This window comes from Streptomyces sp. NBC_00878 (assembly GCF_026341515.1).
Taxonomy (GTDB): domain Bacteria; phylum Actinomycetota; class Actinomycetes; order Streptomycetales; family Streptomycetaceae; genus Streptomyces.
The window spans coordinates 3,102,784-3,128,870 of sequence record NZ_JAPEOK010000001.1 but is presented as its reverse complement, the minus strand read 5'-3'; the positions used below and the strand labels follow the sequence as shown (position 1 = coordinate 3,128,870).

Genomic DNA, 26,087 nt, shown 5'->3' with positions numbered 1-26,087 from the left:
GCCGTAGGTAAAGGAACCAGACCCATGTCCAAGCACACGCTCTCCGTCCTGGTGGAGAACAAGCCCGGTGTCCTCGCCCGGATCACCGCCCTGTTCTCCCGCCGCGGCTTCAACATCGACTCGCTCGCCGTCGGCGTCACCGAGCACCCCGACATCTCGCGCATCACCATCGTGGTGAACGTGATCGAGGAACTGCCGCTCGAACAGGTCACCAAGCAGCTCAACAAGCTCGTCAACGTCCTGAAGATCGTCGAACTGGAGCCGTCCGCGGCGGTTCAGCGCGAACTCGTTCTGGTGAAGGTGCGCGCCGACAACGAGACGCGCTCGCAGATCGTCGAGATCGTCCAGCTGTTCCGCGCCAAGACCGTGGACGTCTCCCCGGAGGCCGTCACCATCGAGGCCACCGGCGGCAGCGAGAAGCTGGAGGCCATGCTCAAGATGCTGGAGCCGTTCGGCATCAAGGAGCTCGTCCAGTCCGGCACCATCGCCATCGGCCGCGGCGCCCGCTCGATCACCGACCGGTCACTGCGCGCCCTCGACCGGTCCGCGTAACCCCCGTAGAAGATTCACGTACGACCGGAAACGGGCGGTCGGCGGTCGTCGGCCGCCCGCATTCCGAGACCCAGGAACTTCCCTTCACCCCACCGGCATACGGTGGGACGCAACACCTGCACACCAAGGAGAGAACCCAAAGTGGCCGAGCTGTTCTACGACGCCGACGCCGACCTGTCCATCATCCAGGGCCGCAAGGTCGCGGTCATCGGCTACGGCAGCCAGGGCCATGCCCACGCGCTGTCGCTCCGTGACTCGGGTGTCGACGTCCGGGTCGGTCTGCACGAGGGCTCCAAGTCCAAGGCCAAGGCCGAGGAGCAGGGCCTGCGCGTGGTGACCCCGTCGGAGGCCGCCGCCGAGGCCGACGTCATCATGATCCTCGTCCCGGACCCGATCCAGGCCCAGGTCTACGAGGAGTCCATCAAGGACAACCTCGACGACGGCGACGCGCTGTTCTTCGGCCACGGCCTGAACATCCGCTTCGGCTTCATCAAGCCCCCGGCCGGTGTCGACGTCTGCATGGTCGCCCCGAAGGGTCCGGGCCACCTGGTGCGCCGCCAGTACGAGGAGGGCCGCGGCGTTCCGTGTATCGCGGCCGTCGAGCAGGACGCGACCGGCAACGGCTTCGCGCTGGCCCTCTCGTACGCGAAGGGCATCGGTGGCACCCGCGCCGGCGTCATCAAGACGACCTTCACCGAGGAGACCGAGACCGACCTGTTCGGTGAGCAGGCCGTCCTCTGCGGTGGTACGGCCGCGCTGGTCAAGGCCGGTTTCGAGACGCTGACCGAGGCCGGCTACCAGCCGGAGATCGCGTACTTCGAGTGCCTGCACGAGCTGAAGCTCATCGTCGACCTCATGTACGAGGGCGGCCTGGAGAAGATGCGCTGGTCGATCTCCGAGACCGCCGAGTGGGGCGACTACGTCACCGGCCCGCGGATCATCACCGACGCCACCAAGGCCGAGATGAAGAAGGTCCTCGCCGAGATCCAGGACGGCACTTTCGCCCAGGCCTGGATGGACGAGTACCACGGCGGTCTGAAGAAGTACAACGAGTACAAGCAGCAGGATGCCGAGTCCCTCCTGGAGACCACCGGCAAGGAGCTGCGCAAGCTCATGTCGTGGGTCAACGACGACGACGCGTAAGTCGTGAGAACGGGGCCGCAGCCATCCGCCGCGGCCCCGTCGCCCACCCTCCGGAACCTGCTTGTCCATGGTGCCCGGCCACGGATGGGTGATCCTTCCGCGGAGGCGCAGAACGACCTCCGCCGCGGCACTAGACTGCTCCACTACATACGCGTCGGGCCCACAGCGTCGTGCGTCTTCCACGCGGCAACCCCCTCCACCGCATGCGGCCGTCGGGACGGCCGTCCGCATTGGACCTGTGAGGACTCACGTGAGCACTGCGTCAACGAAACCCGTCGTACTCATCGCTGAAGAGCTGTCGCCTGCGACCGTCGACGCCCTGGGCCCGGACTTCGAGATCCGGCACGCGAACGGCGCGGACCGCGCCGAACTGCTGCCCGCCATCGCCGAGGTCGACGCGATCCTGATCCGCTCCGCGACGAAGGTCGATGCCGAGGCCGTCGCGGCCGCGAGCCGGCTGAAGGTCGTCGCCCGGGCCGGCGTCGGTCTGGACAACGTCGACGTGGCCGCCGCCACCAAGGCCGGCGTGATGGTCGTCAACGCCCCCACCTCGAACATCGTGACCGCCGCCGAGCTCGCCTGCGGCCTGCTGCTGGCCACCGCGCGCCACATCCCGCAGGCCAACACCGCGCTCAAGAACGGCGAGTGGAAGCGCTCCAAGTACACCGGCGTCGAGCTCGCGGAGAAGACCCTCGGTGTCGTGGGTCTGGGGCGCATCGGTGCGCTCGTCGCCCAGCGCATGTCCGCCTTCGGCATGAAGGTCGTCGCCTACGACCCGTACGTACAGCCCGCGCGGGCCGCGCAGATGGGCGTCAAGGTGCTGTCGCTGGACGAGCTGCTCGAGGTCTCCGACTTCATCACCGTGCACCTCCCCAAGACGCCCGAGACGGTCGGTCTCATCGGTGACGAGGCGCTGCACAAGGTCAAGCCGTCGGTGCGGATCGTCAACGCCGCGCGCGGCGGGATCGTCGACGAGGTCGCGCTGTACTCCGCGCTCAAGGAGGGCCGCGTCGCCGGCGCCGGCCTCGACGTGTACGCGAAGGAGCCCTGCACGGACTCCCCGCTCTTCGAGCTCGACCAGGTCGTCTGCACCCCGCACCTCGGCGCCTCCACGGACGAGGCGCAGGAGAAGGCCGGCATCGCCGTCGCCCGCTCGGTGCGCCTCGCCCTCGCCGGCGAGCTGGTCCCGGACGCGGTGAACGTGCAGGGCGGTGTCATCGCCGAGGACGTCAAGCCGGGTCTGCCGCTCGCCGAGAAGCTCGGCCGCATCTTCACCGCCCTCGCGGGCGAGGTAGCGGTCCGCCTCGACGTCGAGGTGTACGGCGAGATCACCCAGCACGACGTCAAGGTGCTCGAACTCTCCGCGCTCAAGGGCGTGTTCGAGGACGTCGTCGACGAGACCGTGTCGTACGTGAACGCTCCGCTGTTCGCGCAGGAGCGCGGTGTCGAGGTGCGGCTGACCACGAGCTCGGAGTCCTCGGACCACCGGAACGTGGTGACCGTGCGCGGCACCCTCGGTGACGGCCAGGAGATCTCGGTCTCCGGCACGCTCGCCGGTCCCAAGCACCACCAGAAGATCGTCGCGGTCGGCGAGTACGACGTGGATCTGGCGCTCGCCGACCACATGGTCGTCCTCAACTACACCGACCGCCCGGGTGTCGTCGGCACCCTCGGCCGGATCCTCGGCGAGGCGGGCATCAACATCGCGGGGATGCAGGTCGCGCGGGCCGACCTCGGTGGCGAGGCGCTGGCCGTGCTGACCGTGGACGACACGGTGCCGCAGGCGGTGCTGACTGAGCTGGCTGAGGAGATCGGCGCCACGCAGGCTCGGTCGGTCAACCTCGTGTAAGGGTGCCCGCCACTGGGGGCTGCCGCCCCCAGGCCCCCGCTGTCGGCCTGAACGGCCTTGTCCTCAAGCGCCGGACAGGCTGACAGGCTTCGTCTGCGGGTTTGTTGTGGCTGGTCGCGCCCACGATGGGGGTCCCCCCGCTCGAGCGAAGCCGAGAGTGGGGGAGGAGCCGCAAATCTGCACAGCCCCGCGCCCCTGAACAGGGGCGCGGGGCTGTGCAGATTTGCGGCTCCGGCGTTTGAGGAGCGGGGGTTCGGGGGCGGAGCCCCTGAGTAAGCGACGGGAATGGGTAGGGGCGGCGGGGGCGGCCCACTCTGTGTTGTCAGGCGAGGGTCTTCTCCGGTTCCTCGCACTCCGTGTCGCGTACGCGGACCTGGCGCAGGGTCAGTGCCGCCAGTACCGCCGCGCCCAGCATCAGCACCGTTCCGGCTATCGCGGCCGCCTGCATTCCGCTGGTGAAGGCTTCGCGGGCCGTGGTCACCAGGGCGTCGCCCGCGCGGTCCGGGAGGTGCCGGGCCACGGCGAGGGCGGCGCCCAGGGTTTCGTGGGCCGCGTCCGGGGCGGTGTCGGGGATGTCGTGCCGGTACACCGCGGTGCCGACGGAGCCGAGGAGCGCCATGCCCAGCGCGCCGCCGAACTCCGTGCCGGTCTCCAGGACCGAGGACGCGGTGCCCGCCTTCTCCGCCGGTACGGCGCCCAGCGCCAGGTCCATCATCTGGGACATCACGGTGACGATCCCGGAGGCGATGAGCCCCGCCCCGCCCAGTACCAGCCACAGCGAGTCCGTACCGGTGGCGGTGAGCATTCCGTAGCCGCAGGCGGCGATGAGGAAGCCGGCGGAGACGACGTACGCGCGGTTCACTCCCCGCTGTACCAGCACCGCGGCGAGCGGCACGGCGACGCCGACCAGCACGGTGGGCAGGAGGCTCCACAGCGCGGCCTCCATGGGGCTTTTGCCGAGGACCGACTGGAGATACTGCGTGTTGAAGTACGCCGAGCCCATGGTCGCGAACATGGCCAACAGGTTCAGCGAGACGGCGGGCGTGAAGCCGCGGCCCCGGAAGAGCGAGGGCGGGATCATCGGCGACTCGATCGTGCGCTGGCGGTGGACGAACAGCGCGGCGAAGAGCAGACCGACGGTCACCGACACGACGTAGCGGACGTGCCAGCCCTCCGAGGGGATCTCCTTGAGGCCGTAGATCACCGGCAGGACGGCGGCCATGGACAGCGGCATGCTCAGCAGGTCGAAGCGGCCCGGCGCGGGGTTCCTGGACTCGGGGAGCAGGATCGGTCCGAGGAGCAGCAGGAGCACCATCGCGGGCAGGTTCACCAGGAAGACCGAGCCCCACCAGAAGTGCTCCACGAGGACGCCGCTCAGCACCGAGCCGAGCGCGACGCCGGCCGTTGTGACGCCCGACCACATGCCGATCGCCTTGGAACGCTGGGCCGGGTCCGTGAAGAGCGTGCGGATGATCGCCAGCGTGGACGGCATCAGGGTCGCGCCGCCGACGCCGAGCACCGCGCGGGCCGCTATCAGCGTCTCGGCGCTGGTGGCGTACGCCGCGACCAGCGAGGCCGCGCCGAAGGCGGCGGCGCCGAACAGGAGCAGTCTGCGGCGGCCGATGCGGTCGCCGAGCGAGCCCATCGTCATCAGCAGCCCGGCGAGCACGAACGCGTACATGTCGAAGATCCACAGCTGCTGGGTGCCGGTCGGCTCCAGGTCCGCGCTGATCTGCGGGACCGCGAAGTAGAGGACCGAGACATCCATGGAGACCAGGAGCAGCGGCAGCATCAGGACGCCGAGTGCGGTCCATTCACGGCGTCCGGCACGAGAGGGAGCGCCCGTGGAGGGCGAGTTCGGCGCGCTGGGATTCGTCATGCCAAGGACTGTACGGACGTCTTAAACGTGTGTCTAGTACGTGCGTTTAAAACGCTGGTCTAGGACGGCTGTCTGTCGCGGAGGTACGCTGATCCGCATGGGACACCGTGAGGATCTGCTCGAAGGCGCGAAGCGCTGCCTGCTGGAGAAGGGCTTCGTGCGCACGACGGCACGCGACATCGTCAAGGAGTCAGGGACGAACCTGGCGTCGATCGGCTACCACTACGGCTCGAAGGACGCGCTGCTCGCGGAGGCGTACGTCTCCATCGTCGAGGGGCTCACTGACGACTTCGAGGGGGGCGAGGGGGCCGTGGCCGGCACCGAGCCGGGTTCCCTGGAGCGTTTCCACGCGGTCTGGTCGAACATCATCGGCACGATGCGCAAGCCCGGCTCGCCGTGGCACCTCAGCATGGAGATCGTCGTCATGGGCGACAAGCTGCAGGTGGTGCGCGACCACCTGGCCAAGGCGCAGCGCGAAGCCGCGCGCGGCATCATCCCGATGCTCAGGGGCGGCCGGGAGGAGGACGTCCCCGAGGGGGATGTCGACACGTTGGGGAAGTTCTATCTGACCCTGATGATGGGGCTGATCGCGCAGTGGACCTTCGACCCCGAGACCGCGGCCGGTGCCGACGAACTCACCGAGGGGCTGCGGCGGGTGATCGAGGCGACTACGGCGACGGGGGCGACCGCGGCGGCGCCGTCGGCTCCGGAGTCGTTCTGACGTCCTGCCGTCGCGCATCTCCGCGACGCGGTCGCAGGTCCTTCTCGTTCAATGAGGTCAACTCGCGGCTGTCGAACCATACTTCGCCGCCGGTGGGGTGGCGCAGTTGCAGTGCGGCCATGGCTGTGGACGATTTGCCGCAGCCGGAGGGGCCGATGAGGCCGAGGGTTTCGCCGGGGGCGATGGCGAAGGAGACGTGGTCGACGGTGGTGCGGGGGCCGTGGCGGACTACCAGGTCGCGGACGTCCAGGAGGGGGCTCACATGAGCCCCAGAAACAACTCGGCGGGGTTGTCGGTGAGTTCGCGCCATCGGTGACAGGTGACGCTTCGGCCGTCGTGGGTCTGGGGCTCGGGGCGCTCTGTGCGGCAGCGGGACGCGTCCGCCAGGGGCAGCGGGGGGCGAAGGCACAGTGCCCGAGCCGCGCCGGCACGTCACGACCGAGCGCGTCCGTGCCGATGGGGTACGCCCAGGAGGGCGCCTGGAGGCGGGCGGTCGTGTCCACCGCGTACGGGTCGCGCAGCAGGCCCCAGCCGACGCAGGTCAGCAGCGTGATCCCGAGCGTCAACGGGAGCCGCCGGCGTCGACGGACATCAGCCACGGGAGGTCGTCGACGGGGAGTGAGTTCTCCCTGAGGAAGACCGAGGCCGCTTCGCGGAAGGCGGCGTCGCGGTCGACCAGGGTGTTGTCGAGGTCGATCATCAGGAGGGGCATGTCCGGGAGTAGAGCATGACCGGTCGGCGCGGTCGGCCACGGAGTGCCCGGAGTGCCGCCACGGCGATCTGGTGGACAACTGAGGTCCGCCTGCCCTCAATTGGTGGGAAGGGTCACAGGGGGTGGGGCAGTGCCGCGCTGGAGGGGGAGGGGTGGGCGTGTGGAGGGGCCGTCGACCGCCGAGGTGTGGGGGAGTCCCGAAGCGTGGGCTGCCAATGTCATGGGTGAAGTGAGCCCGGTGCAGTGGGCGTTGGTCGCCGGACGGAGGGTGCGGCCGCCCTGCGTGGCGTGGGCCATGCTGATCGTCTGGGCGGCCCTCGTGATCGGTTTCGGGGTGGCGGCGGGCGCCGACCAGGGCACGCGGACCGGTCTGCCGACCGGGCGGGTGTCGGCGACGTTGGCGGCGATGGCGACCATGGGCCTGATCTCGGGGTGCTATCTCGTGCCGTTGGCGCTGTGGGCCGGGTGGGGCCGTTGGCGGGCCCGGCGGCGGCGCCGGGCCCGGATCGCCGCTCTGAAAGCGCGCCGGATCGTCGGCGGCCTGGGGGAGGTCAGCGGTTCGGCTGGTTCGGCGGGTTCGGTGGATACGGCCGGTTCGGCGGGTGCGGCCGGTTCGGCATGCGTGGGTCAGATGCGTCTCGCCCTGCCCGACGGTGCCCCGCCGTTGCCGCTGCCGGGGGAGTACTGGCTGTACTGGCTGGTGCCGACGCGTCGTGGTGCCTCGCCGCTGCTGTTGTCGGCGGAGCCGGTTGACGCCCAGGAGGCCGCGAACCGCCGTGCGCACCCCAGCCCCGCGCAACGGGCACTCGTCCGCCGGGTGCTGGCCGACGAGTTGGGCGTGACCCCGGAGCGACTGGCCGCCAACCGGGCCGGAGTACTGACGCACCGTCAGCGGCGGGCGCTGGTCCGCCGGATACGTCTCCGGCTGCTGTTCCCCGGTGTGCTCATCGGTGCCCTGGTGGCCGCCGGGCTCGGCTTCTTCGCCGTCTGGGGCGTGTTGTCCCTGCTGCGCACGCACTGGGCCGACGCGTTCGGCGCCGCGGTCGCGTTCGGCATCCATGGCCTGGCCTTCGCCCCGCCGTTCGTCATGATGGCGTGGGAACTGGTGGCCTCCAGCGGGCTGCCCGCCGTGGTCTCCGCGCTGCGCGCATCCGCCCCGGTCGAACGGGCGGAGGGCGAGACGGTCGTACGGCTGCTCGGGCCGCTCGACGAGGAGTGGGAGATCTGTGTCGCGGGCGACCTGCGGTTGCCGGTGAGCCCGATGGTGGGCAGCGCCCTGCTCGCGCCCGGCCGGTACGCGTTGTACTACCTGCCGGGGCTGGGCCTGCTGCTGTCGGCGGAGCCCTTGGAGGCCGTCGCTGATACGGCACCGGGGTCACCGGGCGCCGATGGCGCGGCGCTGGGACCGCCGGGCGCCGATGGTGCGGCACCCGGGTCATCGGGGTCATCGGGACCACCGGATGGCGACGACCCTGAAATCTCGTTTGCCACTCACAGCAAGAAACATCCTGACCTCACAGGTCCGTAGAGGAAGACTCGGAGGCGTACGGGCTGTGGCTTGATGTCGGGCGTGGAGAAGAGTGGAAGGCCAGGGTGGAACGGCTCTTGAATGAGGCGAATGCGGCGACTGGAGAATCAATGGATGAGCGGCGCCAGACGTCACCCCGCCTGAACCCAGTCAGAGCCGCGCCCCCTTCAACGCCATGTGCAGCAACAACCTGTCCTCCCCCACGTCCAGGTCCAGCCCCGTCAGCTGTTCGACGCGGGACAAGCGGTAGTACAAGGTCTGGCGGTGGATTCCCAGTGCCGTCGCCGTGCGTGTCGCCTGGCCCGCGCAGTCGAGGTACGTCTCGGCTGTGCGGGCCAGTTCGTGGTGGGTGGGGGAGAGCAGGGTGCGTACCGCGGGGTCCTGGGGTGTGTCCGGGGGGAGTGCCGTGAGGAGGCGGTACGGGCCGATCGCGTGCCACTCCGCTACCGGGCCCAGGCGCGGTTCCGCCAGGGCCGCCCGTGCCGCCGCCGAGGCCTCCTGCCACGCGGCGGCGAGGTCCGCCAGGCCCGTGCGCGGTGCGCCGACGCCGGCCGTGACCGTACCCTCCGTCTCCTTCAGGAGCCGCGTCGCCGCCGACAGCGCCGGGGCGTGTGCGGTCGTCGCGCGCAGCCGGGTCAGCACCGCCAGGCACTGCCCCGCCGCGCCCCACGGCACCGTGCACACCGCCGCCGCATGCGGCACCGTACGGGCCGACGGCGCGTCGTCCGGGTCCGCCGACGGCCAGGGCGCCACGCACACCACCGCGTGCGGACCTTCTCCCCGCGCCCCCAGCGCCGTACGCAGCGCGGCCACCGCCATGTCCCGCTGCCAGCCGCGCTCGGCGGTCAGCACCGCGCGGAACTCCCGCGTCAGGTCGGCCCCCGCCTGCGCCTCGTCCGCCAGCAGCGCCCCGATCCGTGCCGTCACCTCCATCGCCGCCGTCAGCTGCTCCGCCGAGGGGCCCGGATCGTCGGCCAGCAGCCAGACGTAACCGAGGACCACACCCCGATGGCGTACCGGGAGGCAGATCCGGCCCCTGTGGACCCCTGCCTCCGGCGTGGGCGGGATGCGGACCGGCCCTGTCGCGCGCGTGATGCCGAAGCCCTCGAACCACGCGCGGACCGTCGGTGTCGAGCGCCGGGTGAGGATCGAGCGCGCCCGGACCGGGTCCAGCGCGGACGCGTCCAGCTCTCCCTCACTGTCGTACGTACCGAACGCGAGCAGCTCGAAGTCGCGGTTCTCCAGCGTCGCGGGGGCGCCGAGAAGCTCCGAGATGTCGTCCACCAGTTCCTGGTAGTCGCCGTGGTGGTCGCCGCTCGCCTGGCTCATTCGGGCATTCTCCCGCATTCCCGCGCCGCCTTCAGACATCTGTATGAGATCCGGGGGACGGATGCGTGACAGCTGTCGATGGCCGACGATCGGAGGGATCCTTAGGTTTCACGGTGGTTCTCCGTTTACCGGCCTTCTGTGGAGGTGCCCCGTGCTGGGTCCCGTGATTCTCGCCGCCTCGCGCAGCGACCGGCTGCGCCGAGTGATCTCGGCAGCCCCGGTGACCAGGCCGGTCGTCGACCGCTTCATCCCCGGCGAGACGGTCGACGACGTCGTACCGATCGTCCAGGACCTCACCGACCGTGGTCTGCAGGTCACCCTCGATGTCGTCGGCGAGGACATCACCACCCCCGAGCAGGCCGCCGCCGCCCGGGACGCCTACCTGGAGCTGGTCGAGCGGCTCGGGGAACTGGAACTGGGCACCCGCGCGGAGATGTCCGTCAAGCTGTCCCTGTTCGGACAATCCCTCCCGTCGCCCGCCACCACCCTCGACCGAGAGCCCTCCGGGCCCGCCCCCGCATTCCCCGGCGGTCACGAGCTGGCCCTCGCCAATATCCGGCCCGTCGTCGAGGCCGCCGCCGCCATCGGTACCACCGTCACGCTCGACGCCGAGGACCACACCACCCTCGACTCGATGTTCGCCATCCACGAGGAGCTGCGGAAGGACTTCCCGCAGACCGGCTGCGTCATCCAGGCCTACCTCTTCCGCACCGAGGCCGACGCCCGCCGCCTCGCCGACAGCGGCAGCCGCGTACGGCTCGTGAAGGGCGCGTACAAGGAGCCCGCCGAGGTCGCGTACCAGCAGAAGGCCGAGACCGACAAGGCGTACGTCCGCATCCTGCGCATCCTGATGGAGGGATCCGGGTACCCGATGATCGGGTCCCACGACCCGCGCCTCATCTCCATCGCGCAGGAGCTGGCCCGGCGCGCCGGCCGCAAGCCCGACGAGTACGAGTTCCAGATGCTGTACGGGATCAGGAGCGACGAGCATCTGCGGCTCGCCGGGGAGGGCCACCGCATGCGCGTCTACACCGCGTACGGGACGGACTGGTACGGGTACTTCATGCGGCGCCTCGCCGAACGCCCCGCCAACCTTCTCTTCTTCGGCCGCTCGATCCTCACCAAGGGCTGAGGCCGGCCGCCCCGCCCGGTTGTCGGCCAAACCGCCCGGTTGCCGACCGACCACCCCGCTCAGTCGCCGACCAACCCGCTCAGTCAAGGAGACACGGACACCATGGACGCCGTCACCCAGGTCCCCACCCCCGTCAACGAGCCGGTGCACGGCTATGCCCCCGGCTCCCCCGAGCGCGCCCGCCTGGAGTCCAAGCTCAAGGAACTCGCCGAGAACCCCGTCGACCTGCCGATGACCATCGGCGGCGAGAAGCGGATGGGCGGCGGCGACCGCTTCGACGTCGTGCAGCCGCACCACCACAAGGCCCGCCTCGGTACCTACGCGAACGCCACCCGGCAGGACGCCCAGGACGCGATCGACGCGGCCCTCGCCGCCGCGCCCGCCTGGCGCGCGATGTCCTTCGACGACCGCGCCGCGATCATCCTGCGCGCCGCCGAGCTGCTCGCGGGCCCCTGGCGCGAGACGCTCGCCGCCTCGACCATGCTCGGCCAGTCGAAGACCGCCCAGCAGGCCGAGATCGACTGTCCCTGCGAGCTGGTCGACTTCTGGCGCTTCAACGTCAAGTACGCCCGTGACCTGCTCGCCGAGCAGCCGCCGGCGAACTCGCCGGGTGTCTGGAACCGCCTCGACCACCGCCCGCTCGAAGGCTTCGTCTACGCGATCACGCCGTTCAACTTCTCGGCGATCGCGGGCAACCTGCCGACGGCCCCGGCTCTCATGGGCAACGTCGTCGTCTGGAAGCCGTCCCCGACCCAGACGCACGCCGCCGTGCTGCTGATGCAGCTGCTGGAGGAGGCCGGGCTTCCCAAGGGCGTCATCAACCTCGTCACCGGTGACGGCATCGAGGTCTCCGAGGTCGCCCTGGTCCACCGCGACCTCGCCGGCATCCACTTCACCGGTTCGACCAAGACCTTCCAGTACCTGTGGAAGACGGTCGGCAACAACATCGAGAAGTACCGCACCTACCCGCGCATGGTCGGTGAGACCGGCGGCAAGGACTTCGTCGTCGCGCACCCGAGCGCCGACCGCGCGGTCCTGAAGACGGCCCTCACCCGCGGTTCCTTCGAGTACCAGGGTCAGAAGTGCTCGGCCAGCTCCCGCGCGTACGTCCCGGCCTCCATCTGGAACTCCGGCTTCAAGGAGGAGTTCGCGGCCGAGGTCGACGGCATCACGATGGGTGACGTCACCGACCTGTCGAACTTCATCGGCGCGGTCATCGACGAGCGCTCCTTCGCCAAGAACAAGGCGGCGATCGACCGGGCGCACGCCGACCCGTCCTGCACGGTCGTCGCGGGCGGCACGTACGACGACTCGGTCGGCTACTTCGTCCGCCCGACCGTCGTCGAGTGCACGGACCCGGCGAACGAGGTCTTCACGACGGAGTACTTCGGCCCGTTCCTCGCGGTGCATGTGTACGACGACAGCACGGCCGACGGGTACGACGCGATGCTGGCCCAGATGGAGTCGGTGTCGGACTACGCGCTCACCGGCTCGGTCATCGCGAACGACCGCGCGGCAGCGGCGTACACGATGGAGAAGCTCCGCTACGCCGCGGGCAACTTCTACGTCAACGACAAGTCGACCGGCGCCGTCGTCGGCCAGCAGCCCTTCGGCGGCGGCCGCGCGTCCGGTACGAACGACAAGGCGGGCGCCCCGCAGAACCTGATGCGCTGGACGCTGACCCGCGCCATCAAGGAAACCCTGGTCCCGCCGACCGACTACCCGTACCCGCACATGGGCTGAACCTGTACCCGCGCATGGGCTGAGCCCCGTACGCGCTCACGGGCCGAGACCCGTACCGCACAAGGGCCGAGACGTCCCCGTACACGGGCCGACGCCTCAATGAACCGCCCCCGCCCCGGACGTACCCCTCCGGGCCGGGGGCGGCGTGCGTGAACGGCCTTGCCCGTACGGCCGTACGGTCGTACCGGGCAGACTCCCGCCATGACGTGGACGAAGAGCGCGGCTCAGACGGTCAGGACCGACGACGGCGTACGGCTGTGGGCGAGCCGCAGCGGCCATGGCGCGCCACTCGTGCTGTGCCACGGCGGGCCCGGACTCTGGGACATGTTCGGGGACGTGGCGGGGATGTTCACCGACGCGGCCACGGTGATCCGCTGGGACCAGCGCGGCTGCGGACGCTCGGAGCGGTGCGCCGGACCGTGGACCAGCGAGCGGTTCGTGGCCGACCTGGACGCCGTGCGGCGGCACTTCGGCCTGGAGCGGATGGCGCTGCTCGGCCACTCCTGGGGCGCGCAACTGGCGCTGAGCTACGCGCTGGCCCACCCGGAGCGGGTCAGCGCGCTCGTGTATGTGAGCGGTACGGGGATCGGGCCGGACTCGGACTGGCACGGCGCGTACCAGCGCACCTTCGCCGCCCGGCTCGGCGAGCATCCCGAACGGCTTGCCCGCTTCCACGAGTTGACGGAGTATCAGTCGCGGACCGAGGCGGAGGAACGGGAGCTGGCCGTCCTGCGGTGGTCGGTCGAGTTCGAGGACCGCGAGCGCGACCTGGAGCACGCCGGACGCATGGCCGACCCCTGGTTCGAGATCAACACCGACTGCAACCAGGCCTTCAACGCCGAACGGAGGAGCAGCTGGGGCACCCCCGAGCTGCACGCGGCCTGCCAGGCGCTCGACCTGCCCGTCGCCGTCGTCGACGGGGCGCGTGACATCCGGCCGCGCTCGGCGGTGGACTCACTGGAACGGGCCCTGCCGCGCGTGCGGCGCACGATCCTGCCGGACGCGGGGCACCTGCCCTGGGTGGAGGACCCGCAGGGCTTCCGGATGGCGGTCGCCGGAGCGCTGTGAACAAAAGTGCAGGTCAGTGCGGTATGGCCCGATCCGCCGTCTCAGATAGTAGGAAGTCCGACTAACTGTGGAGACAGATGCCCTGTCCTCGCCTAACTTTGTAGGAGCCGAACGTCTCGCTCGACCAAGCGAATGGCGGTCGTGAGCCGGAGCCCCTGGCAGGCAACCCCTGCGGCACCGCTCCCCGCCCCACCCGGCGTCTCGTATCCCTCATCGCACTTCCGGCGGTCGCTGCCGGAGGCAAGGAGTCGATCCATCATGGCCGAGACGACCGCACGCCGAGTCCGTCGCGTTTCCCGTTCGAGTGAGTCCGACCGCAAGAACGCCGCCGCCGCGCTCCAGCGCGCCCTCGACCGCAGGGACAACGGCGGCGCCACCGGGCACTGAGCCCCGTACAGCCACAGCCACAGCCACAGCCACAGCTATAGACGCAGCACAGCTATAGCCACAGCCGCCGAAGCCGGGAGCCGCGCCCGCACGAGGTGCGGCGCGGGCCTCACGCTCCGCGCCGCACCTCGAAGTGGTCGACGCGCTTGCCGCTCTCCGCCAGCGCCGACACCTTGAGCCGGGGAGCCGGGCCCGCCTCCGCCTCCACGGAGAGGAAGGAGTAGCCGGTGAACCGCACCCGCGACCACTCCACGGTGTCGGGGTTCTGCCGCTGCGACTTCGTCCAGTGGTACGTGTCCACGGACTCGCGGTCGGCGACCTTCCCCTCGTAGCTGTCCTTCACTCCGACGGGGAAGCTGTAGAGGCTCTTGCCCGCCCCGCCCGCCGTGACGTACACGATGCCGTCCTGTGTCGGATCGGTCGACGCTCCGATCGGCACCCGCTTGCCCACCTTGCCGCCCTTGATGGCGTCGGTGCGCTCGTACACGTGGTTGTGCCCGTTGATGACCAGGTCCACCTGGTGCTTGGTGAACAGCGGCACCCAGGCGTCCCGTACGCCTCCGTCCGACGCGTGCGTGGACGTCGAGTACGCGCAGTGGTGGAAGAAGACCACGATGAAGTCGACCTGCTCGCGCAGTTCACCGAGCCGCCTGTCGAGCCAGGCCGTCTGCCTGCCGTCCGAGTAGCCCTTGTTGGCGGGGATCTCGTACGACACGTCGTTCGCGTCCAGCGCCACGATCCCGACGTTGCCGTACGTGAACGAGTAGACGCCCGGGGACTCCTTCGCGTCGAAGCCGTTGTCCGGGAGTGTCCAGCGCGCGGACTGTCCGCCGTACCCGTTCGGCGAGTACCACGCCTCCATGTCGTGGTTGCCGGTCGTCACCATCCACGGAACCGTCTTCGAGACCGTCTCGGTCTGCTTGAGGAACAGGTCCCAGGCCGTGGGGTCGAACGAGTCCGACTTCTCGCCGTGGCCGGTGACGTCCGCGTAGCAGATGTCGCCCGCGTGCAGATGGAAGGCCGGCTCCAGGCCGAGGATCAGCTTGTCGTTGGCGAGCGCGTCAGGAGTGATCCCCTGGTCGCCGAACGCGGTGAACACGAACTTCTCCGCACGGGCGGGTGCCGTGGTGAACGAGCCGACCGTGGAGTGCCGTTCCTTGGACGCCGGGTCGAACCCCTGGTGGCCCACGCCGTAGTAGTACGTCGTCCCGGGGCGCAGCCCGTCGAGCGCCGCGTGCAGGTAGTACTGGTCCATCGCGAGCCGCACGCCCTCGACGCCCGGTGTGTGCAGGTCGCGCACCTCGGCCTCGATCTTCCGGCTCAGCTCCCACGGCTTCAGCCCCACGCGCACGTACGGCTTCCTGACCGCCAGCGGCACCTGCCACGAGATCCGCATCTGGGTCTTCGGGTCCGCGCCGAAGGCGAGATGGCGGCCGAAGGGGGTGACGACCGAGCCGTCCACCTTCTGGGTGGGGGTGGACGTGGCGGACAGCGGCGAGCCCGTCCGGCGTGCCGCGTCCGTACCTGAGCCCGAGTCCGAGCAGCCGGTGAGCAGCCCGCCGGCCACCGCGCCCGCGGTCACCAGGGCACGGCGGCGGGAGAACTTCGTCCGCAGATACTCGTACTGCTCCGCCATGCTCATCCGGCGTGCGAGCCGCGGCGGAATGCCGACATCGGGAACGGGGGATCCGGGGGGTGTCCCCCAGGGAGGTGCGGTCATGGTGGTGAACTTCCCAGCAAGCCCCAACAAAGGCCACACGTACGGGTGAACGGGAACCGACAGGTTGGTGCTCGGTCACCCTGCGATGTCCGTAGGGAGGCCGGCGGGGAAGTCCGCAGGCATGTCCCCAGACATGTCCGTATGGCGGACGGGTCGTGTCATCCCGTGGGACAAGGGAGTACGGTGCCGACATGTCTCGCAGCATCGATCTCGCAGTGATCCCCGGTGACGGCATCGGCCAGGAAGTCGTGGCCCAAGGCCTCAAGGTCCTCTCGGCCGTCCTTCCGCAGGATGTGAAGCTGGAGACCAAGGAGTTCGACTTCGGCGCCAAGCGTTACCACGCGACCGGGGAGACCCTCACCGACGCGGACATCGAGGCGCTCAAGAAGCACGACGCCATCCTGCTCGGCGCGATCGGCGACCCGAGCGTGCCGTCCGGTGTCCTGGAGCGCGGTTTCCTGCTCAAGCTCCGCTTCGCCTTCGACCACCACGTCAACCTGCGTCCGTCGAAGCTCCTTCCGGGTGTCGCCACCCCGCTCGCGGGCCAGCCGGAGATCGACTTCGTCGTTGTCCGCGAGGGCACCGAGGGCCCGTACACCGGCAACGGCGGCACCATCCGCAAGGGCACCCCCCACGAGGTCGCCACCGAGGTCTCCGTGAACACGGCCTTCGGTGTCGAGCGCGTCGTCCGTGACGCCTTCGCCCGTGCGCAGGCCCGCCCGCGCAAGAAGCTCGCGCTGATCCACAAGAACAACGTGCTGACCTTCGCGGGCCACCTGTGGACCAACGTCTTCAACAAGGTGGCCGAGGAGTTCCCCGAGGTCACCACCGAGTACATGCACGTGGACGCGGCGACCATCTACCTGGTCACGCAGCCCGAGCGCTTCGACGTGATCGTCACCGACAACCTCTTCGGCGACATCATCACCGACCTCGCCGCGGCCGTCTCCGGCGGCATCGGCGTCGCCGCGAGCGGGAACATCAACCCGTCCGGCGAGTTCCCCTCGATGTTCGAGCCCGTGCACGGCTCGGCGCCCGACATCGCGGGCCAGGGCAAGGCCGACCCCTCCGCCACGGTCCTGTCCGTCGCCCTCCTCCTGCGCCACCTCGGCTACGAGACCGAGGCCGTCCGCATCGAGGACGCCGTCTCCGCCGACCTCGCGGAGCTCCCCCGTAGCCTTAAGGGCACGGGAGGTACCCCCATCGGCAAGCCGGCCCGCAGCACCGACGAAATCGGCGACGCCCTCGTCGTACGAGTAGCCGGCTGACCCGCCCCCACAGCCTTGAAGGCGCGGGGGGACCCCCAGCGCCACTCGAAACTCTCGAAGCCGCCGGGTCTCTCAAGCACCCGGCGGCTTTTCTATGTCCCCGCCGGGTGTCACCATCATCCCCTGGGCCGCATTCACGCCGTTTTCGCCTGGGCTCCCCGCTTGCGATAATCGAACGCGGAGCCGCGGAATGAGGGAATGCTCGGACGTCCTAGCACTGGCCACTGGCAGTACAGGCGTGAGCGCGGCCCGTCACACACAACCGGTGAAGGACAACCACTCATGACGACGCCCACGATCGAGCTCAAGCCCTCGGCCTCGCCACTCTCCGGCGCGGAGCGCGAGGCCATCCTCGCCAGCCCCGGGTTCGGCCGCCACTTCACCGACCACATGGTGACGATCAAGTGGACCGAGGGCCGCGGCTGGCACGACGGCCAGCTCACGCCGTACGGTCCGCTCTCCCTCGACCCGGCGACGAACGTCCTGCACTACGCGCAGGAGATCTTCGAGGGTCTCAAGGCCTACCGGCAGCCCGACGGTTCCGTCGCCACCTTCCGCCCGGACCGCAACGCCCTGCGCTTCCAGTCGTCCGCCCGTCGCCTGGCCATGCCCGAACTGCCCGTCGAGACGTTCATCGAGGCGTGCGACGCGCTGGTCCAGCAGGACAAGGAGTGGGTGCCCGCGCACGGCGGCGAGGAGTCGCTCTACCTGCGCCCGTTCATGATCGCGACCGAGGTCGGCCTGGGCGTGAAGCCCGCCAACGAGTACCTCTTCCTGGTCATCGCGTCCCCCGCCGGCGCGTACTTCCCGGGCGGCGTGAAGCCCGTCTCGATCTGGCTCTCCGAGGACCGGGTGCGCGCCGTCCCCGGCGGCATGGGCGACGCCAAGACCGGCGGCAACTACGCCGCGTCCCTGCTCGCCCAGGCCGAGGCCGCCGCGAAGGGCTGCGACCAGGTCTGCTACCTCGACGCCGTCGAGCACAAGTGGGTCGAGGAACTGGGCGGCATGAACCTGTACTTCGTGTACGGCGACAAGATCGTGACCCCCACCCTCACCGGCTCCATCCTGGAGGGCGTCACCCGCGACTCGCTCCTCTCGGTCGCCCGTGACCTCGGCTACGAGTCCGAGGAGGCCCGCGTCTCCATCGACCAGTGGCAGCGCGACGCCGAGAACGGCACCCTGACCGAGGTCTTCGCCTGCGGCACGGCGGCCGTCATCACGCCCGTCGGCACGGTCAAGCGTTCCTCCGTCGAGTGGCAGCACTCCGGCGGCGAGCCCGGCGAGGTCACCCTCAAGCTCCGCCAGGCCCTGCTCGACATCCAGCGGGGTGTGACCGAGGACCAGCACGAGTGGATGCACAACCTGGGCTGAGGTTCTCAGCTGCGCCTTTCCCGTCTTTTCCGGGTCCCGTCCTCCTCGGCAGGAGGGCGGGGCCCGTGCTTCTCAAGGGTGCGGGGCCGGATCGCCGTGCGGCTCCGCCGCGTGGGCGCGACCGGCACGGCCGACCCGCGCCGACACACCGGACGGCACGGCCTCCCGCTTCGGCGACAGCACGAGGTATGCGAGTCCGCCCACCGCCCCCGACAGCAGAAAACTGCAGTCCACCCCGCCGGTCAGCGTCAGCAGCGGTCCCTCGTACGACGGCAGGGACACCGCGAGCAGGCCGGCGACCGCACCCAGGCTCCATGACAGCGTGGCCGGGATGTTCCAGCCGGCCGAGTACCAGTAGATCCCGCCGCGGGAACGGCGGTTGAAGACCTGGAGGGCGTCCGGGTCGTACACGCCTCGGCACCGTGCGAAGCCGATGAGCGTGATCACCGCCCACGGTGTGCCGATCGCGGTCAGCAGCAGCACGAAGGACGTCATCGCGTCCTGGGTGCTCGACGCGTAGTGGCCGACGAAGACGCAGGCCGTGGCAACGACGGCGACCGTGTACGTGGCCCGGGTGCGGGAGGCGCGCGGGAGGATCGCGTCGAGATCGAGGCCCATCGAGTAGAGCATCAGCCCCGCGTTGCCGACCGACCCGGCGGAGGCGGCGAGCAGGAGCGGGACCAGGTACCAGCCGGGGGAGGTGGAGACCAGCGGGCCCGCGTAGTCGAGGGCCGTGCGGGCCGCGTACGCCGTGAAGGTGCCGAAGAGCTGGGGGACCAGGAGCCCGGCGGTCAGGCCCAGCCAGGTCGCGTGCAGGACCGTGCGGGAGGAGTGCCGGGCGGGTGAGATGTAGCGCGTGTAGTCGCCGAGCAGCGTGATGAACGCGACCGGGCCCGAGAGACCCGCGGCCACCGCCGCCAGCAGCCACGTCGGCCAGAAGCCGCCGAGCAGATAGCCGCCCGCCTCCGGCAGTGCGTCGGTCGTGAAGTGCGGCGCGTACGCGAACACTCCGAGGACCAGCAGGGCCGTCATGCCCACGGCCAGGATCCGGGACATGCCGAGCAGCACGCGGTAGCCGTACACCGCGCCCGCCACGGTGGCCGCCGAGAGCAGGGCGTAGACCAGCGCGTACGAGAGGTCCGAGGCCGGCAGTCCGAACAGGCGGTGCAGCACGCCCACCATCACGTCGCCGCCGATCCACACGGTCAGGGCCGTGTATCCGAGGGCGAGCAGGAGCCCGACGACCGAGCCGACGAGCCGGCCCCGGACGCCGAACTGGGCACCGGACGACGTCGAGAGGTTCGTCGCCGTGCGCAGGGAGACCAGCGCGAGCGGAGCCGTGAGCGCCGTGCCGACCAGCGTGCCCACGACGACCGACGTGACGGACGACCACCAGCCCAGCCCGAACGACGGCGGCAGCCAGCCGAAGATGATCACGCCGAGGCAGAGGTTCGAGCCGAGCAGGATCGAGACCAGGTCCCGCGGACCGCTTGTCCGCTCCTCCTCCGGGATGGTGTCGACTCCGTGTTGTTCCACCGGCATGGCGGGTCTCCTTCGATGGCCACTTGCGTCCCGCACTTTAGAGCGACGTTCAATGTGCCCGGTTCGAATTCACCCGTCAATGGTTCCGTTCCAAGAATGGCGCGGTTAGAGTGACGCTCCAATAAGGGTGAATGCAAGGAGGTGTCGTGACGTGCGACTGACCCCCACGGAACGTGACCGGCTGCTCCTGTTCGGGGCCGCCGAGCTGGCCCGTGCCCGCCGGGCACGCGGCCTCAGGCTCAACGTGCCGGAGGCGACCGCGCTCATCGCGGACACAGTCTGCGAGGCCGCACGGGACGGGCGACGGCTCGCCGAGGCCATCGAGGCGGCCCGGGCGGTGCTCGGCCCTGACGACGTGCTGCCGGGCGTCGCCGACGTAGTGACCGAGGTGCATGTCGAGGCCGTCTTCGACGACGGATCGCGGCTGGCGGTCGTGGCCGACCCCATCGGCGGCGGGCTGGGGGAGCGGGCCCCGGGGGCGTTGCTGCCCGGGCCCCTGCACGCGGAGCCCGAGGCGGTCGTGCGGCTCGCGGTCACCAACACGGCCACCGTGCCCGTCTCCGTCACCTCGCACTTCCACTTCTTCGAGGCCAACCCGCGGCTCGACTTCCCGCGCGCGGACGCGTACGGGATGCGGCTCGCCGTGCCCGCGGGGTCGTCGGTGCGGTTCGGGCCGGGCGAGCGCGTCGAGGTCGGGCTCGTGCCCATCGGGGGCGAGCGGATCGCGATCGGGTTCGCGGGGCTCGTCGACGGGCCGCTGGACGCGCCGGGCGCGAAGGAGGAGGCCCTGCACAGGGCTGCCGCCTGCGGATATCTGGGAGCCGCGGCTTCAGGGGCCGAGTCTCAGGGGCGGGAAGCGACACGATGAATCCGTACGAGTACGCCGCCACCCACGGCCCCCGGGCCGGCGACCGTGTCCGCCTCGGCGACTCGGGGCTCACGATCCGCGTCGAGTCCGACGCCCAGAAGTACGGCGACGAGTTCCTCGCCGGATTCGGCAAGACCGCGCGCGACGGGCTGCACCTCAAGGCCGCCGCCGTCCGAGAGACCTGTGACGTCGTCATCAGCAATGTCGTGGTGATCGACGCGGCGCAGGGGATCCGGAAGGTCTCCATCGGCATCCGCGAGGGGCGGATCTGCTCCATCGGCCGGGCCGGGAACCCCGACACGCTCGACGGTGTCGACGTCGTGGTCGGCACGGGTACGTCCATCGTCTCCGGGGAAGGACTGATCGCCACCGCCGGAGCCGTCGACACGCACGTCCACCTGCTCTCGCCGCGGGTCATGGAGGCTTCGCTCGCGTCCGGCGTGACGACGATCGTCGGGCAGGAGTTCGGGCCGGTGTGGGGCGTCGGCGTCAACTCGCCCTGGGCGCTGCGGCACGCGTTCAACGCGTTCGACGCGTGGCCGGTCAACATCGGCTTCCTGGGCCGGGGTTCGTCCTCGCACGAGGCGCCGCTCGTCGAGGCCCTGGCCGAGGGCGGGGCGTCCGGCTTCAAGGTCCACGAGGACATGGGCGCCCACACCCGCGCGCTCGATACGGCACTTCGGGTCGCCGAGGAGTACGACGTCCAAGTCGCCCTGCACAGCGACGGGTTGAACGAGTGCCTGTCCGTCGAGGACACCCTGCGCGTCCTCGAAGGCCGCACCATCCACGCCTTCCACATCGAGGGCTGCGGCGGCGGTCACGTACCGAATGTGCTGAAAATGGCGGGAGTTCCGAACGTCATAGGCTCCTCCACCAACCCCACCCTGCCCTTCGGCCGGGACGCGGTCGCCGAGCACTACGGGATGATCGTCTCCGTCCACGACCTCAAGACCGACCTGCCCGGCGACGCGGCGATGGCCCGCGACCGGATACGGGCCGGGACGATGGGCGCCGAGGACGTGCTGCACGACCTGGGCGCGATCGGCATCACCTCGTCGGACGCGCAGGGGATGGGGCGTGCGGGGGAGACCGTACGCCGGACGTTCGCGATGGCCGGGAAGATGAAGGCGGAGCTGGGGCCCCTGGACGGGGACCGCCCCGGAGGAGCGGGCGGGTCCGGCAGCTCCGGGTACTCGGACGACTCTGGCGACGACAACGCGCGCGTCCTGCGCTACATCGCCAAGCTCACCATCAACCCCGCGATCGCGCACGGCCTCGCCCACGAAGTCGGCTCCATTGAGACAGGCAAGCTCGCCGACATCGTGCTGTGGCGCCCCGAGTTCTTCGGAGCGAAGCCGCAGCTCGTGCTGAAGTCCGGATTTCCGGCGTACGGAGTCGTGGGCGACCCGAACGCGGCGACCGACAGTTGCGAACCCCTGGTCCTCGGACCGCAGTTCGGGGCGCACGGCGCCACACCAGCGGACCTCTCGGTCGCCTTCGTGGCGCGGGCCGCGCTCGACCAGGGCAACGACACCATGCCAACACGCCGTCGCCGCGTGGCGGTTCGCGGCACGCGCGGCATCGGTCCCGCCGACCTGCGCCTCAACTCCCGTACCGGGACGGTCGACGTGGACCAGCGCACCGGCCTGGTCACCCTCGACGGCGACCCGTTGCACTCCGAAGCGGCCGACTCGGTCGCCCTCAACCGTCTGTACTTCCTGTGAGAACCCCGATGAGGACCCCGATGAACAAGGCTGCCGTCGACGGCTTCCGCATGCCTGCCGAGTGGACCCCGCACGAGCGCACCTGGATGGCCTGGCCGGGCCCCAACGCCACCTTCGACGACCCCGATGACCTCGCCCGGTCGTGTGCGGCCTGGGCGTCGGTGGCCCGCGCCGTACGCCGCTTCGAACCGGTCACGGTCGTCTGCGGTCCCGGCCGGTCGGCCGAGGCGCGGACCCTGCTGGGCCCCGGCATCGACACCGTCGAGCGGGAACTCGACGACGCCTGGATGCGCGACATCGGCCCCACCTTCCTCACCAATGGAAAGGGTGAACTCGCCGCCGTGGACTGGACGTTCAACGGCTGGGGTGCCCAGGGCTGGGCCCGCTGGGAACACGACGCCAAGATCGCGGCGTATGTGTCGGACCTGGCCGGGGCACGGACGTACGCCTCGAAGCTCGTCAACGAGGGCGGTGCGATCCACGTGGACGGCGAGGGCACTGTGCTGCTCACCGAGACCGTGCAACTCGGCCCCGAGCGTAACCCGGACTGGTCGAGGGAGCAGGTGGAGGCGGAGATCCATGCCCACCTCGGCACCCGCAGGGCCATCTGGCTGCCGCGCGGACTGACCGGCGACTATCCCCCGCATGGGTACGGGACGCTCGGCCACGTCGACATCGTCGCCGCCTTCGCCCGCCCCGGAGTCGTCGTCGCGCACTCCCAGCCGGACCCGGCGCACCCCGACCACGAGGTGTCGAAGGAGGTCATCGGACTGCTCAGGGCGCAGACCGACGCCCGCGGCCGCCGGATCGAGGTCGTCGAGGTGCCCGCCCCGACGGTCCTGGAGGCGGACGGCCACTGGGCCGACTACTCCTACATCAACCACTACCTCTGCAACGGCGGAGTCGTGCTCTGCGGCTTCGACGACCCGCGCGACGAGATCGCGGCCGGGATCTTCCGGAGGCTCTTCCCCGAGCGGATGGTGACGCTGGTTGACGCGCGGGCGATCTTCGCGGGCGGCGGCGGCATCCACTGCATCACGCAACAGCAGCCGAGGGCCTGAGAGCGGCCCGCGTCAGGTAGAACGTACGGGTGAACGTACTGTCCTGTGCCGCCTGCGACCGTCGGCTGAGCGAGCCCGCCGTCGGGGCCGTCGCGTGACGACCCGCCGGCGGAACACCGCCCCGCCTCGCGAGGACGTCCTTGCCGTGGCGACGGACATGATCGCCGAACGCGGTCTGGAGAAGCTCACCATGGCGGCGCTCGGCCGCGAGGTCGGCATGAGCAGCGGTCACCTCCTCTACTACTTCCACTCCAAGGACGAGCTGCTGCTGCGCACTCTGGAGTGGAGCGAGGGGCGGCTCGGCGCGGAGCGCGGCCGGCTGCTCACCCGGGCGGCCCCGGCACGCGAGCGCCTCGACGCGTACGTCGACCTGTACGTGCCCGACGGTCACCGCGACCCGCACTGGACCCTCTGGCTGGAGGTCTGGAACCGCTCGCAGAACGCAGACGAGGACGCCCGTGAGCGACAGGCCGCGATCGAGGGCGCCTGGCACCGCGACCTGGTGGCGCTGCTGGCGGAGGGGGTGTCGCGCGCGGAGTTCCGCCCGGTGGACCCGGACCGTTTCGCGTCCCGGCTGAGGGCCCTTCTCGACGGCTTCTCCATCCATGTGGCGATCGGGCTGCGGGGCACGGACCGGGAGCAGATCCTCGACCACGTACGGGAGTTCCTGGACGAGGCACTGGCGCGCTCGGACACCTGAGCACCCGTCCAGGTTGTACTCAATTCGGCGGATTGACCCGTGCCCTCTGGTGCGTTTGCATCGGGTGAGCCCTCGACACAGGGCCGGGGGACGAGCGCTACGGGGAACGAGCGCTACGGGGAAGACCAACGGGGAAAACAGGGGGAAGCAGGCATGCGCAGAGCCATGCGTGGAGCGTCCGTCGCGGTGATCGCGGGGGCGATGCTGGCGACGACGGCAACGATGTCAGCGGCGGTGACGCCGACCGGGGTGTCGGCCGGGACGTCGGCGGCGGCACCGAAGCCGGTGACCGAGCGGGTCACCGTGTCCGCGACGGGGGAGCAGGGCAACGCCAACTCGTACGGACCGGAGTTCAGCGCGGACGGCCGCTTCGCGCTCTTCAGCGCCGACGCGTCCAACCTGGTGCCGGGGGACACCAACACCTCTTCGGACGTCTTCGTGCGCGACCAGCGCAAGGGCACCGTCGAGCGGGTCAGCGTCAGTTCGGACGGCGCGCAGTCCGACGGCACGTCGAACGCGCTGAGCATCAGCGCCGACGGCCGGTACGTCCTGTTCCGCTCCAACGCCAGGAACCTGGTCCACTGGGACAACCCGCCCACGGACGTGGGGGCGTACGACATCTATCTGCACGACCGGCGCACCGGCACCACGGAGCGGACCAGCGTCGCCCTCGACGGGGGTTCCGCGCTCGCGGGCGGCGCCATCATCTCGGCGAACGGCCGCTACATCGCCTTCAACGCCAAGGCCGACCGGATGGAGACCTCGCCCGGCGACCTCTTCGGAGCCGTGTACGTCCTCGACCGCCGTACCGGCGAAGTGGAGCGGGTCAGCAACCGGGACCGCCGGACCAACCCGGCGCTCCTGGAGGGCGTGAGCGCCGACGGCCGCTATGTGGCGTACACGCAGCCCGTGCCCCGCAGCTCGAACGGCGTCACGTGGGTGCACGACCGCCGCACCGGTACCGAGGAACAGGTCAACGTCAGGCCGGACGGCTCCTCGGCCGAGCGGTACGCGATGCCCGCCTCGCTCTCCGCGGACGGCCGGACCATCGCCTTCTCGTACTGGGGCGACGACCTGGTCCCGGATGAGACCCCCGGGGACGTCAACCACCTCTACGTGCGTGACCTGCGCACCGACGTCACCCGGCGCGTGGACGCCGGTACCGCGGGCGAGGAGCGGCTCCGCGAGCCGCAGCTCAGCCCGGACGGCCGGTACCTGGCCTACCAGGCGGATCCGCGGTCGGCGGACGGGCAGCTCGCAGCGGCCAACGTCTACCTCCGCGACCTGCGCACCGGCAGCACCCGCCTGGTCAGCGAGTCCGTCACGGGAGGACCCGTACGGGACGAGGACGTGACGGCCTACTCGGTGAGCGCCGGAGCCCGGCGCATCGGCCTCGCCAGCTACTCCGCCCAGCTCGTCCCCGACGACACGAACGGCGCGTACGACGGCTTCGTCCGCCGCCTGCCCTGACCGAACGGACGCAGGCGAACCGGGCAACGCCGCGTTCGTCCGTCACCTGCGGTGATCAACCGAGTGCTCGCATCCTGAGACGGACGGTGAGCACGGGGGCGGTATGTGCCAGACTGCCTCCGTGCTCTCGTTCGCCATGATTATTGGCAGCAGGCGCGCCGGTCCGCAGTGACCGCACCGTACGACCACGTACGGGCGGCCACCGTCGTCCAGACCCGCGCGCAGACCTCTCGCACCCGCGAGAGGTTTTTCTGTTTCCTGGCCCACCTTCAGCCGGAACCGGAGCGCGAGAGAGCATGGACGGTGGAGCCGGTCATTCC

General features: G+C 70.3%; 22 protein-coding genes and 1 pseudogene. 16 read left to right on the top strand and 7 right to left on the bottom strand.

The annotated features are described in order from the left end of the window. Window positions 1–24 precede the first annotated feature (24 nt). The 3 genes from ilvN (at window position 25) to serA (ending at window position 3,544) form a co-directional block, all read left to right on the top strand. Window positions 25–552 (top strand): acetolactate synthase small subunit, encoded by a 528-nt coding sequence (gene ilvN / locus OHA11_RS12840; RefSeq protein ID WP_200395719.1) that lies wholly within the window; start codon window positions 25–27, stop codon window positions 550–552. A gap of 141 nt (window positions 553–693) precedes the next feature. Next, entirely contained in the window at window positions 694–1,695 is a 1,002-nt protein-coding gene (ilvC, locus tag OHA11_RS12835; protein ID WP_266495476.1) for a ketol-acid reductoisomerase, read from the top strand. Between the two features lie 250 nt (window positions 1,696–1,945). After that, window positions 1,946–3,544 (top strand): phosphoglycerate dehydrogenase, encoded by a 1,599-nt coding sequence (serA, locus tag OHA11_RS12830; protein ID WP_266495475.1) that lies wholly within the window; start codon window positions 1,946–1,948, stop codon window positions 3,542–3,544. A 322-nt stretch (window positions 3,545–3,866) separates the two neighbouring features. Here serA and OHA11_RS12825 read toward each other — a convergent pair whose 3' ends face one another. Further along, complete coding sequence (locus tag OHA11_RS12825) at window positions 3,867–5,423, bottom strand: MFS transporter (protein WP_266495473.1); 1,557 nt, start codon at window positions 5,421–5,423, stop codon at window positions 3,867–3,869. 97 nt (window positions 5,424–5,520) lie between these two features. Here OHA11_RS12825 and OHA11_RS12820 point away from each other — a divergent pair, with 97 nt between their 5' ends. Beyond that, the gene (locus OHA11_RS12820; protein ID WP_266495471.1) at window positions 5,521–6,144 is read left to right on the top strand and encodes a TetR/AcrR family transcriptional regulator; all 624 of its coding nucleotides are present in this window, start codon (window positions 5,521–5,523) and stop codon (window positions 6,142–6,144) included. Here OHA11_RS12820 and OHA11_RS12815 read toward each other — a convergent pair. The 3 genes and pseudogenes from OHA11_RS12815 to OHA11_RS12805 form a co-directional block, all read right to left on the bottom strand. Next, window positions 6,092–6,454 (bottom strand): ATP-binding cassette domain-containing protein, encoded by a 363-nt coding sequence (locus tag OHA11_RS12815; protein WP_323186554.1) that lies wholly within the window; start codon window positions 6,452–6,454, stop codon window positions 6,092–6,094. The genes OHA11_RS12820 and OHA11_RS12815 overlap by 53 nt on opposite strands. A 94-nt stretch (window positions 6,455–6,548) precedes the next feature. Further along, window positions 6,549–6,716: pseudogene (locus tag OHA11_RS12810) on the bottom strand (ABC transporter permease); the annotation flags it as partial. Continuing rightward, window positions 6,707–6,856, bottom strand: a complete 150-nt coding sequence (locus OHA11_RS12805; RefSeq protein WP_266495469.1) for a hypothetical protein — start codon at window positions 6,854–6,856, stop codon at window positions 6,707–6,709. The gene OHA11_RS12805 and the pseudogene OHA11_RS12810, both read right to left, overlap by 10 nt. 229 nt (window positions 6,857–7,085) lie before the next feature. Between OHA11_RS12805 and OHA11_RS12800 the strand changes: the two genes are divergently transcribed. Continuing rightward, complete coding sequence (locus OHA11_RS12800; RefSeq protein ID WP_266495466.1) at window positions 7,086–8,384, top strand: hypothetical protein; 1,299 nt, start codon at window positions 7,086–7,088, stop codon at window positions 8,382–8,384. A gap of 150 nt (window positions 8,385–8,534) precedes the next feature. Here OHA11_RS12800 and OHA11_RS12795 read toward each other — a convergent pair whose 3' ends face one another. Next, window positions 8,535–9,731 carry a CdaR family transcriptional regulator gene (locus tag OHA11_RS12795; protein ID WP_266495464.1) on the bottom strand — a complete coding sequence of 399 codons (1,197 nt, stop codon included), beginning with the start codon at window positions 9,729–9,731 and terminating at the stop codon, window positions 8,535–8,537. 133 nt (window positions 9,732–9,864) lie between these two features. On the opposite strand from OHA11_RS12795, the gene OHA11_RS12790 reads away from it, so the two are divergent. The 4 genes from OHA11_RS12790 (at window position 9,865) to OHA11_RS12775 (ending at window position 14,043) form a co-directional block, all read left to right on the top strand. Further along, entirely contained in the window at window positions 9,865–10,845 is a 981-nt protein-coding gene (locus OHA11_RS12790; protein ID WP_266495461.1) for a proline dehydrogenase family protein, read from the top strand. Between the two features lie 102 nt (window positions 10,846–10,947). Then, a complete protein-coding gene (pruA, locus tag OHA11_RS12785; RefSeq protein WP_266495459.1) occupies window positions 10,948–12,588 on the top strand; it encodes an L-glutamate gamma-semialdehyde dehydrogenase in 1,641 nt (546 codons plus the stop codon). A 201-nt stretch (window positions 12,589–12,789) separates the two neighbouring features. Continuing rightward, window positions 12,790–13,656, top strand: a complete 867-nt coding sequence (locus OHA11_RS12780; protein WP_266495456.1) for an alpha/beta fold hydrolase — start codon at window positions 12,790–12,792, stop codon at window positions 13,654–13,656. Between the two features lie 258 nt (window positions 13,657–13,914). Continuing rightward, window positions 13,915–14,043: a hypothetical protein gene (locus OHA11_RS12775; RefSeq protein ID WP_266495453.1), complete on the top strand. Its 129-nt coding sequence runs from the start codon at window positions 13,915–13,917 to the stop codon at window positions 14,041–14,043. 109 nt (window positions 14,044–14,152) lie between these two features. On the opposite strand, the gene OHA11_RS12770 is transcribed toward OHA11_RS12775, so the two are convergent. Further along, window positions 14,153–15,763, bottom strand: coding sequence for a metallophosphoesterase family protein (locus OHA11_RS12770; protein WP_266495451.1), 1,611 nt, complete (start codon window positions 15,761–15,763; stop codon window positions 14,153–14,155). Between the two features lie 191 nt (window positions 15,764–15,954). On the opposite strand from OHA11_RS12770, the gene OHA11_RS12765 reads away from it, so the two are divergent. Both OHA11_RS12765 and OHA11_RS12760 read left to right on the top strand, forming a co-directional pair. Further along, window positions 15,955–17,031 carry a 3-isopropylmalate dehydrogenase gene (locus OHA11_RS12765; RefSeq protein WP_266495449.1) on the top strand — a complete coding sequence of 359 codons (1,077 nt, stop codon included), beginning with the start codon at window positions 15,955–15,957 and terminating at the stop codon, window positions 17,029–17,031. 282 nt (window positions 17,032–17,313) lie between these two features. Next, a complete protein-coding gene (locus tag OHA11_RS12760) occupies window positions 17,314–18,402 on the top strand; it encodes a branched-chain amino acid aminotransferase (protein ID WP_266495447.1) in 1,089 nt (362 codons plus the stop codon). Window positions 18,403–18,474: 72 nt separating this feature from the next. On the opposite strand, the gene OHA11_RS12755 is transcribed toward OHA11_RS12760, so the two are convergent. Then, window positions 18,475–19,944, bottom strand: a complete 1,470-nt coding sequence (locus tag OHA11_RS12755; protein ID WP_266495444.1) for a cytosine permease — start codon at window positions 19,942–19,944, stop codon at window positions 18,475–18,477. A 151-nt stretch (window positions 19,945–20,095) separates the two neighbouring features. Here OHA11_RS12755 and ureA point away from each other — a divergent pair, with 151 nt between their 5' ends. The 5 genes from ureA to OHA11_RS12730 all read left to right on the top strand — a co-directional run bounded on the left by ureA (window position 20,096) and on the right by OHA11_RS12730 (window position 25,767). Further along, complete coding sequence (gene ureA / locus OHA11_RS12750) at window positions 20,096–20,812, top strand: urease subunit gamma (RefSeq protein ID WP_266495442.1); 717 nt, start codon at window positions 20,096–20,098, stop codon at window positions 20,810–20,812. Next, a complete protein-coding gene (locus OHA11_RS12745; protein ID WP_266495439.1) occupies window positions 20,809–22,536 on the top strand; it encodes an urease subunit alpha in 1,728 nt (575 codons plus the stop codon). The genes ureA and OHA11_RS12745 overlap by 4 nt, the downstream gene beginning before the upstream one ends. Before the next feature lie 20 nt (window positions 22,537–22,556). Next, window positions 22,557–23,597 carry an agmatine/peptidylarginine deiminase gene (locus OHA11_RS12740; protein ID WP_266495436.1) on the top strand — a complete coding sequence of 347 codons (1,041 nt, stop codon included), beginning with the start codon at window positions 22,557–22,559 and terminating at the stop codon, window positions 23,595–23,597. 94 nt (window positions 23,598–23,691) lie between these two features. Next, complete coding sequence (locus tag OHA11_RS12735; protein WP_266495433.1) at window positions 23,692–24,297, top strand: TetR/AcrR family transcriptional regulator; 606 nt, start codon at window positions 23,692–23,694, stop codon at window positions 24,295–24,297. 153 nt (window positions 24,298–24,450) lie between these two features. Then, window positions 24,451–25,767, top strand: a complete 1,317-nt coding sequence (locus OHA11_RS12730) for a hypothetical protein (protein WP_266495431.1) — start codon at window positions 24,451–24,453, stop codon at window positions 25,765–25,767. The last annotated feature ends 320 nt before the right edge of the window (window positions 25,768–26,087 follow it).

What these genes read in the sequence shown, in the direction of transcription:
- OHA11_RS12780 (WP_266495456.1), top strand. Translation starts at nt 12,790, where the DNA reads ATGACGTGGACGAAGAGCGCGGCTCAGACGGTCAGGACCGACGACGGC.
- OHA11_RS12760 (WP_266495447.1), top strand. Translation starts at nt 17,314, where the DNA reads ATGACGACGCCCACGATCGAGCTCAAGCCCTCGGCCTCGCCACTCTCC.
- pruA (WP_266495459.1), top strand. Translation starts at nt 10,948, where the DNA reads ATGGACGCCGTCACCCAGGTCCCCACCCCCGTCAACGAGCCGGTGCAC.
- OHA11_RS12795 (WP_266495464.1), bottom strand. Translation starts at nt 9,731, where the DNA reads ATGCGGGAGAATGCCCGAATGAGCCAGGCGAGCGGCGACCACCACGGC.
- OHA11_RS12765 (WP_266495449.1), top strand. Translation starts at nt 15,955, where the DNA reads ATGTCTCGCAGCATCGATCTCGCAGTGATCCCCGGTGACGGCATCGGC.
- OHA11_RS12755 (WP_266495444.1), bottom strand. Translation starts at nt 19,944, where the DNA reads ATGCCGGTGGAACAACACGGAGTCGACACCATCCCGGAGGAGGAGCGG.
- OHA11_RS12745 (WP_266495439.1), top strand. Translation starts at nt 20,809, where the DNA reads ATGAATCCGTACGAGTACGCCGCCACCCACGGCCCCCGGGCCGGCGAC.
- OHA11_RS12730 (WP_266495431.1), top strand. Translation starts at nt 24,451, where the DNA reads ATGCGCAGAGCCATGCGTGGAGCGTCCGTCGCGGTGATCGCGGGGGCG.
- OHA11_RS12805 (WP_266495469.1), bottom strand. Translation starts at nt 6,856, where the DNA reads ATGCCCCTCCTGATGATCGACCTCGACAACACCCTGGTCGACCGCGAC.
- OHA11_RS12815 (WP_323186554.1), bottom strand. Translation starts at nt 6,454, where the DNA reads ATGGCGCGAACTCACCGACAACCCCGCCGAGTTGTTTCTGGGGCTCAT.
- ilvN (WP_200395719.1), top strand. Translation starts at nt 25, where the DNA reads ATGTCCAAGCACACGCTCTCCGTCCTGGTGGAGAACAAGCCCGGTGTC.
- OHA11_RS12820 (WP_266495471.1), top strand. Translation starts at nt 5,521, where the DNA reads ATGGGACACCGTGAGGATCTGCTCGAAGGCGCGAAGCGCTGCCTGCTG.
- OHA11_RS12825 (WP_266495473.1), bottom strand. Translation starts at nt 5,423, where the DNA reads ATGACGAATCCCAGCGCGCCGAACTCGCCCTCCACGGGCGCTCCCTCT.
- OHA11_RS12740 (WP_266495436.1), top strand. Translation starts at nt 22,557, where the DNA reads ATGAACAAGGCTGCCGTCGACGGCTTCCGCATGCCTGCCGAGTGGACC.
- OHA11_RS12775 (WP_266495453.1), top strand. Translation starts at nt 13,915, where the DNA reads ATGGCCGAGACGACCGCACGCCGAGTCCGTCGCGTTTCCCGTTCGAGT.
- OHA11_RS12770 (WP_266495451.1), bottom strand. Translation starts at nt 15,763, where the DNA reads ATGACCGCACCTCCCTGGGGGACACCCCCCGGATCCCCCGTTCCCGAT.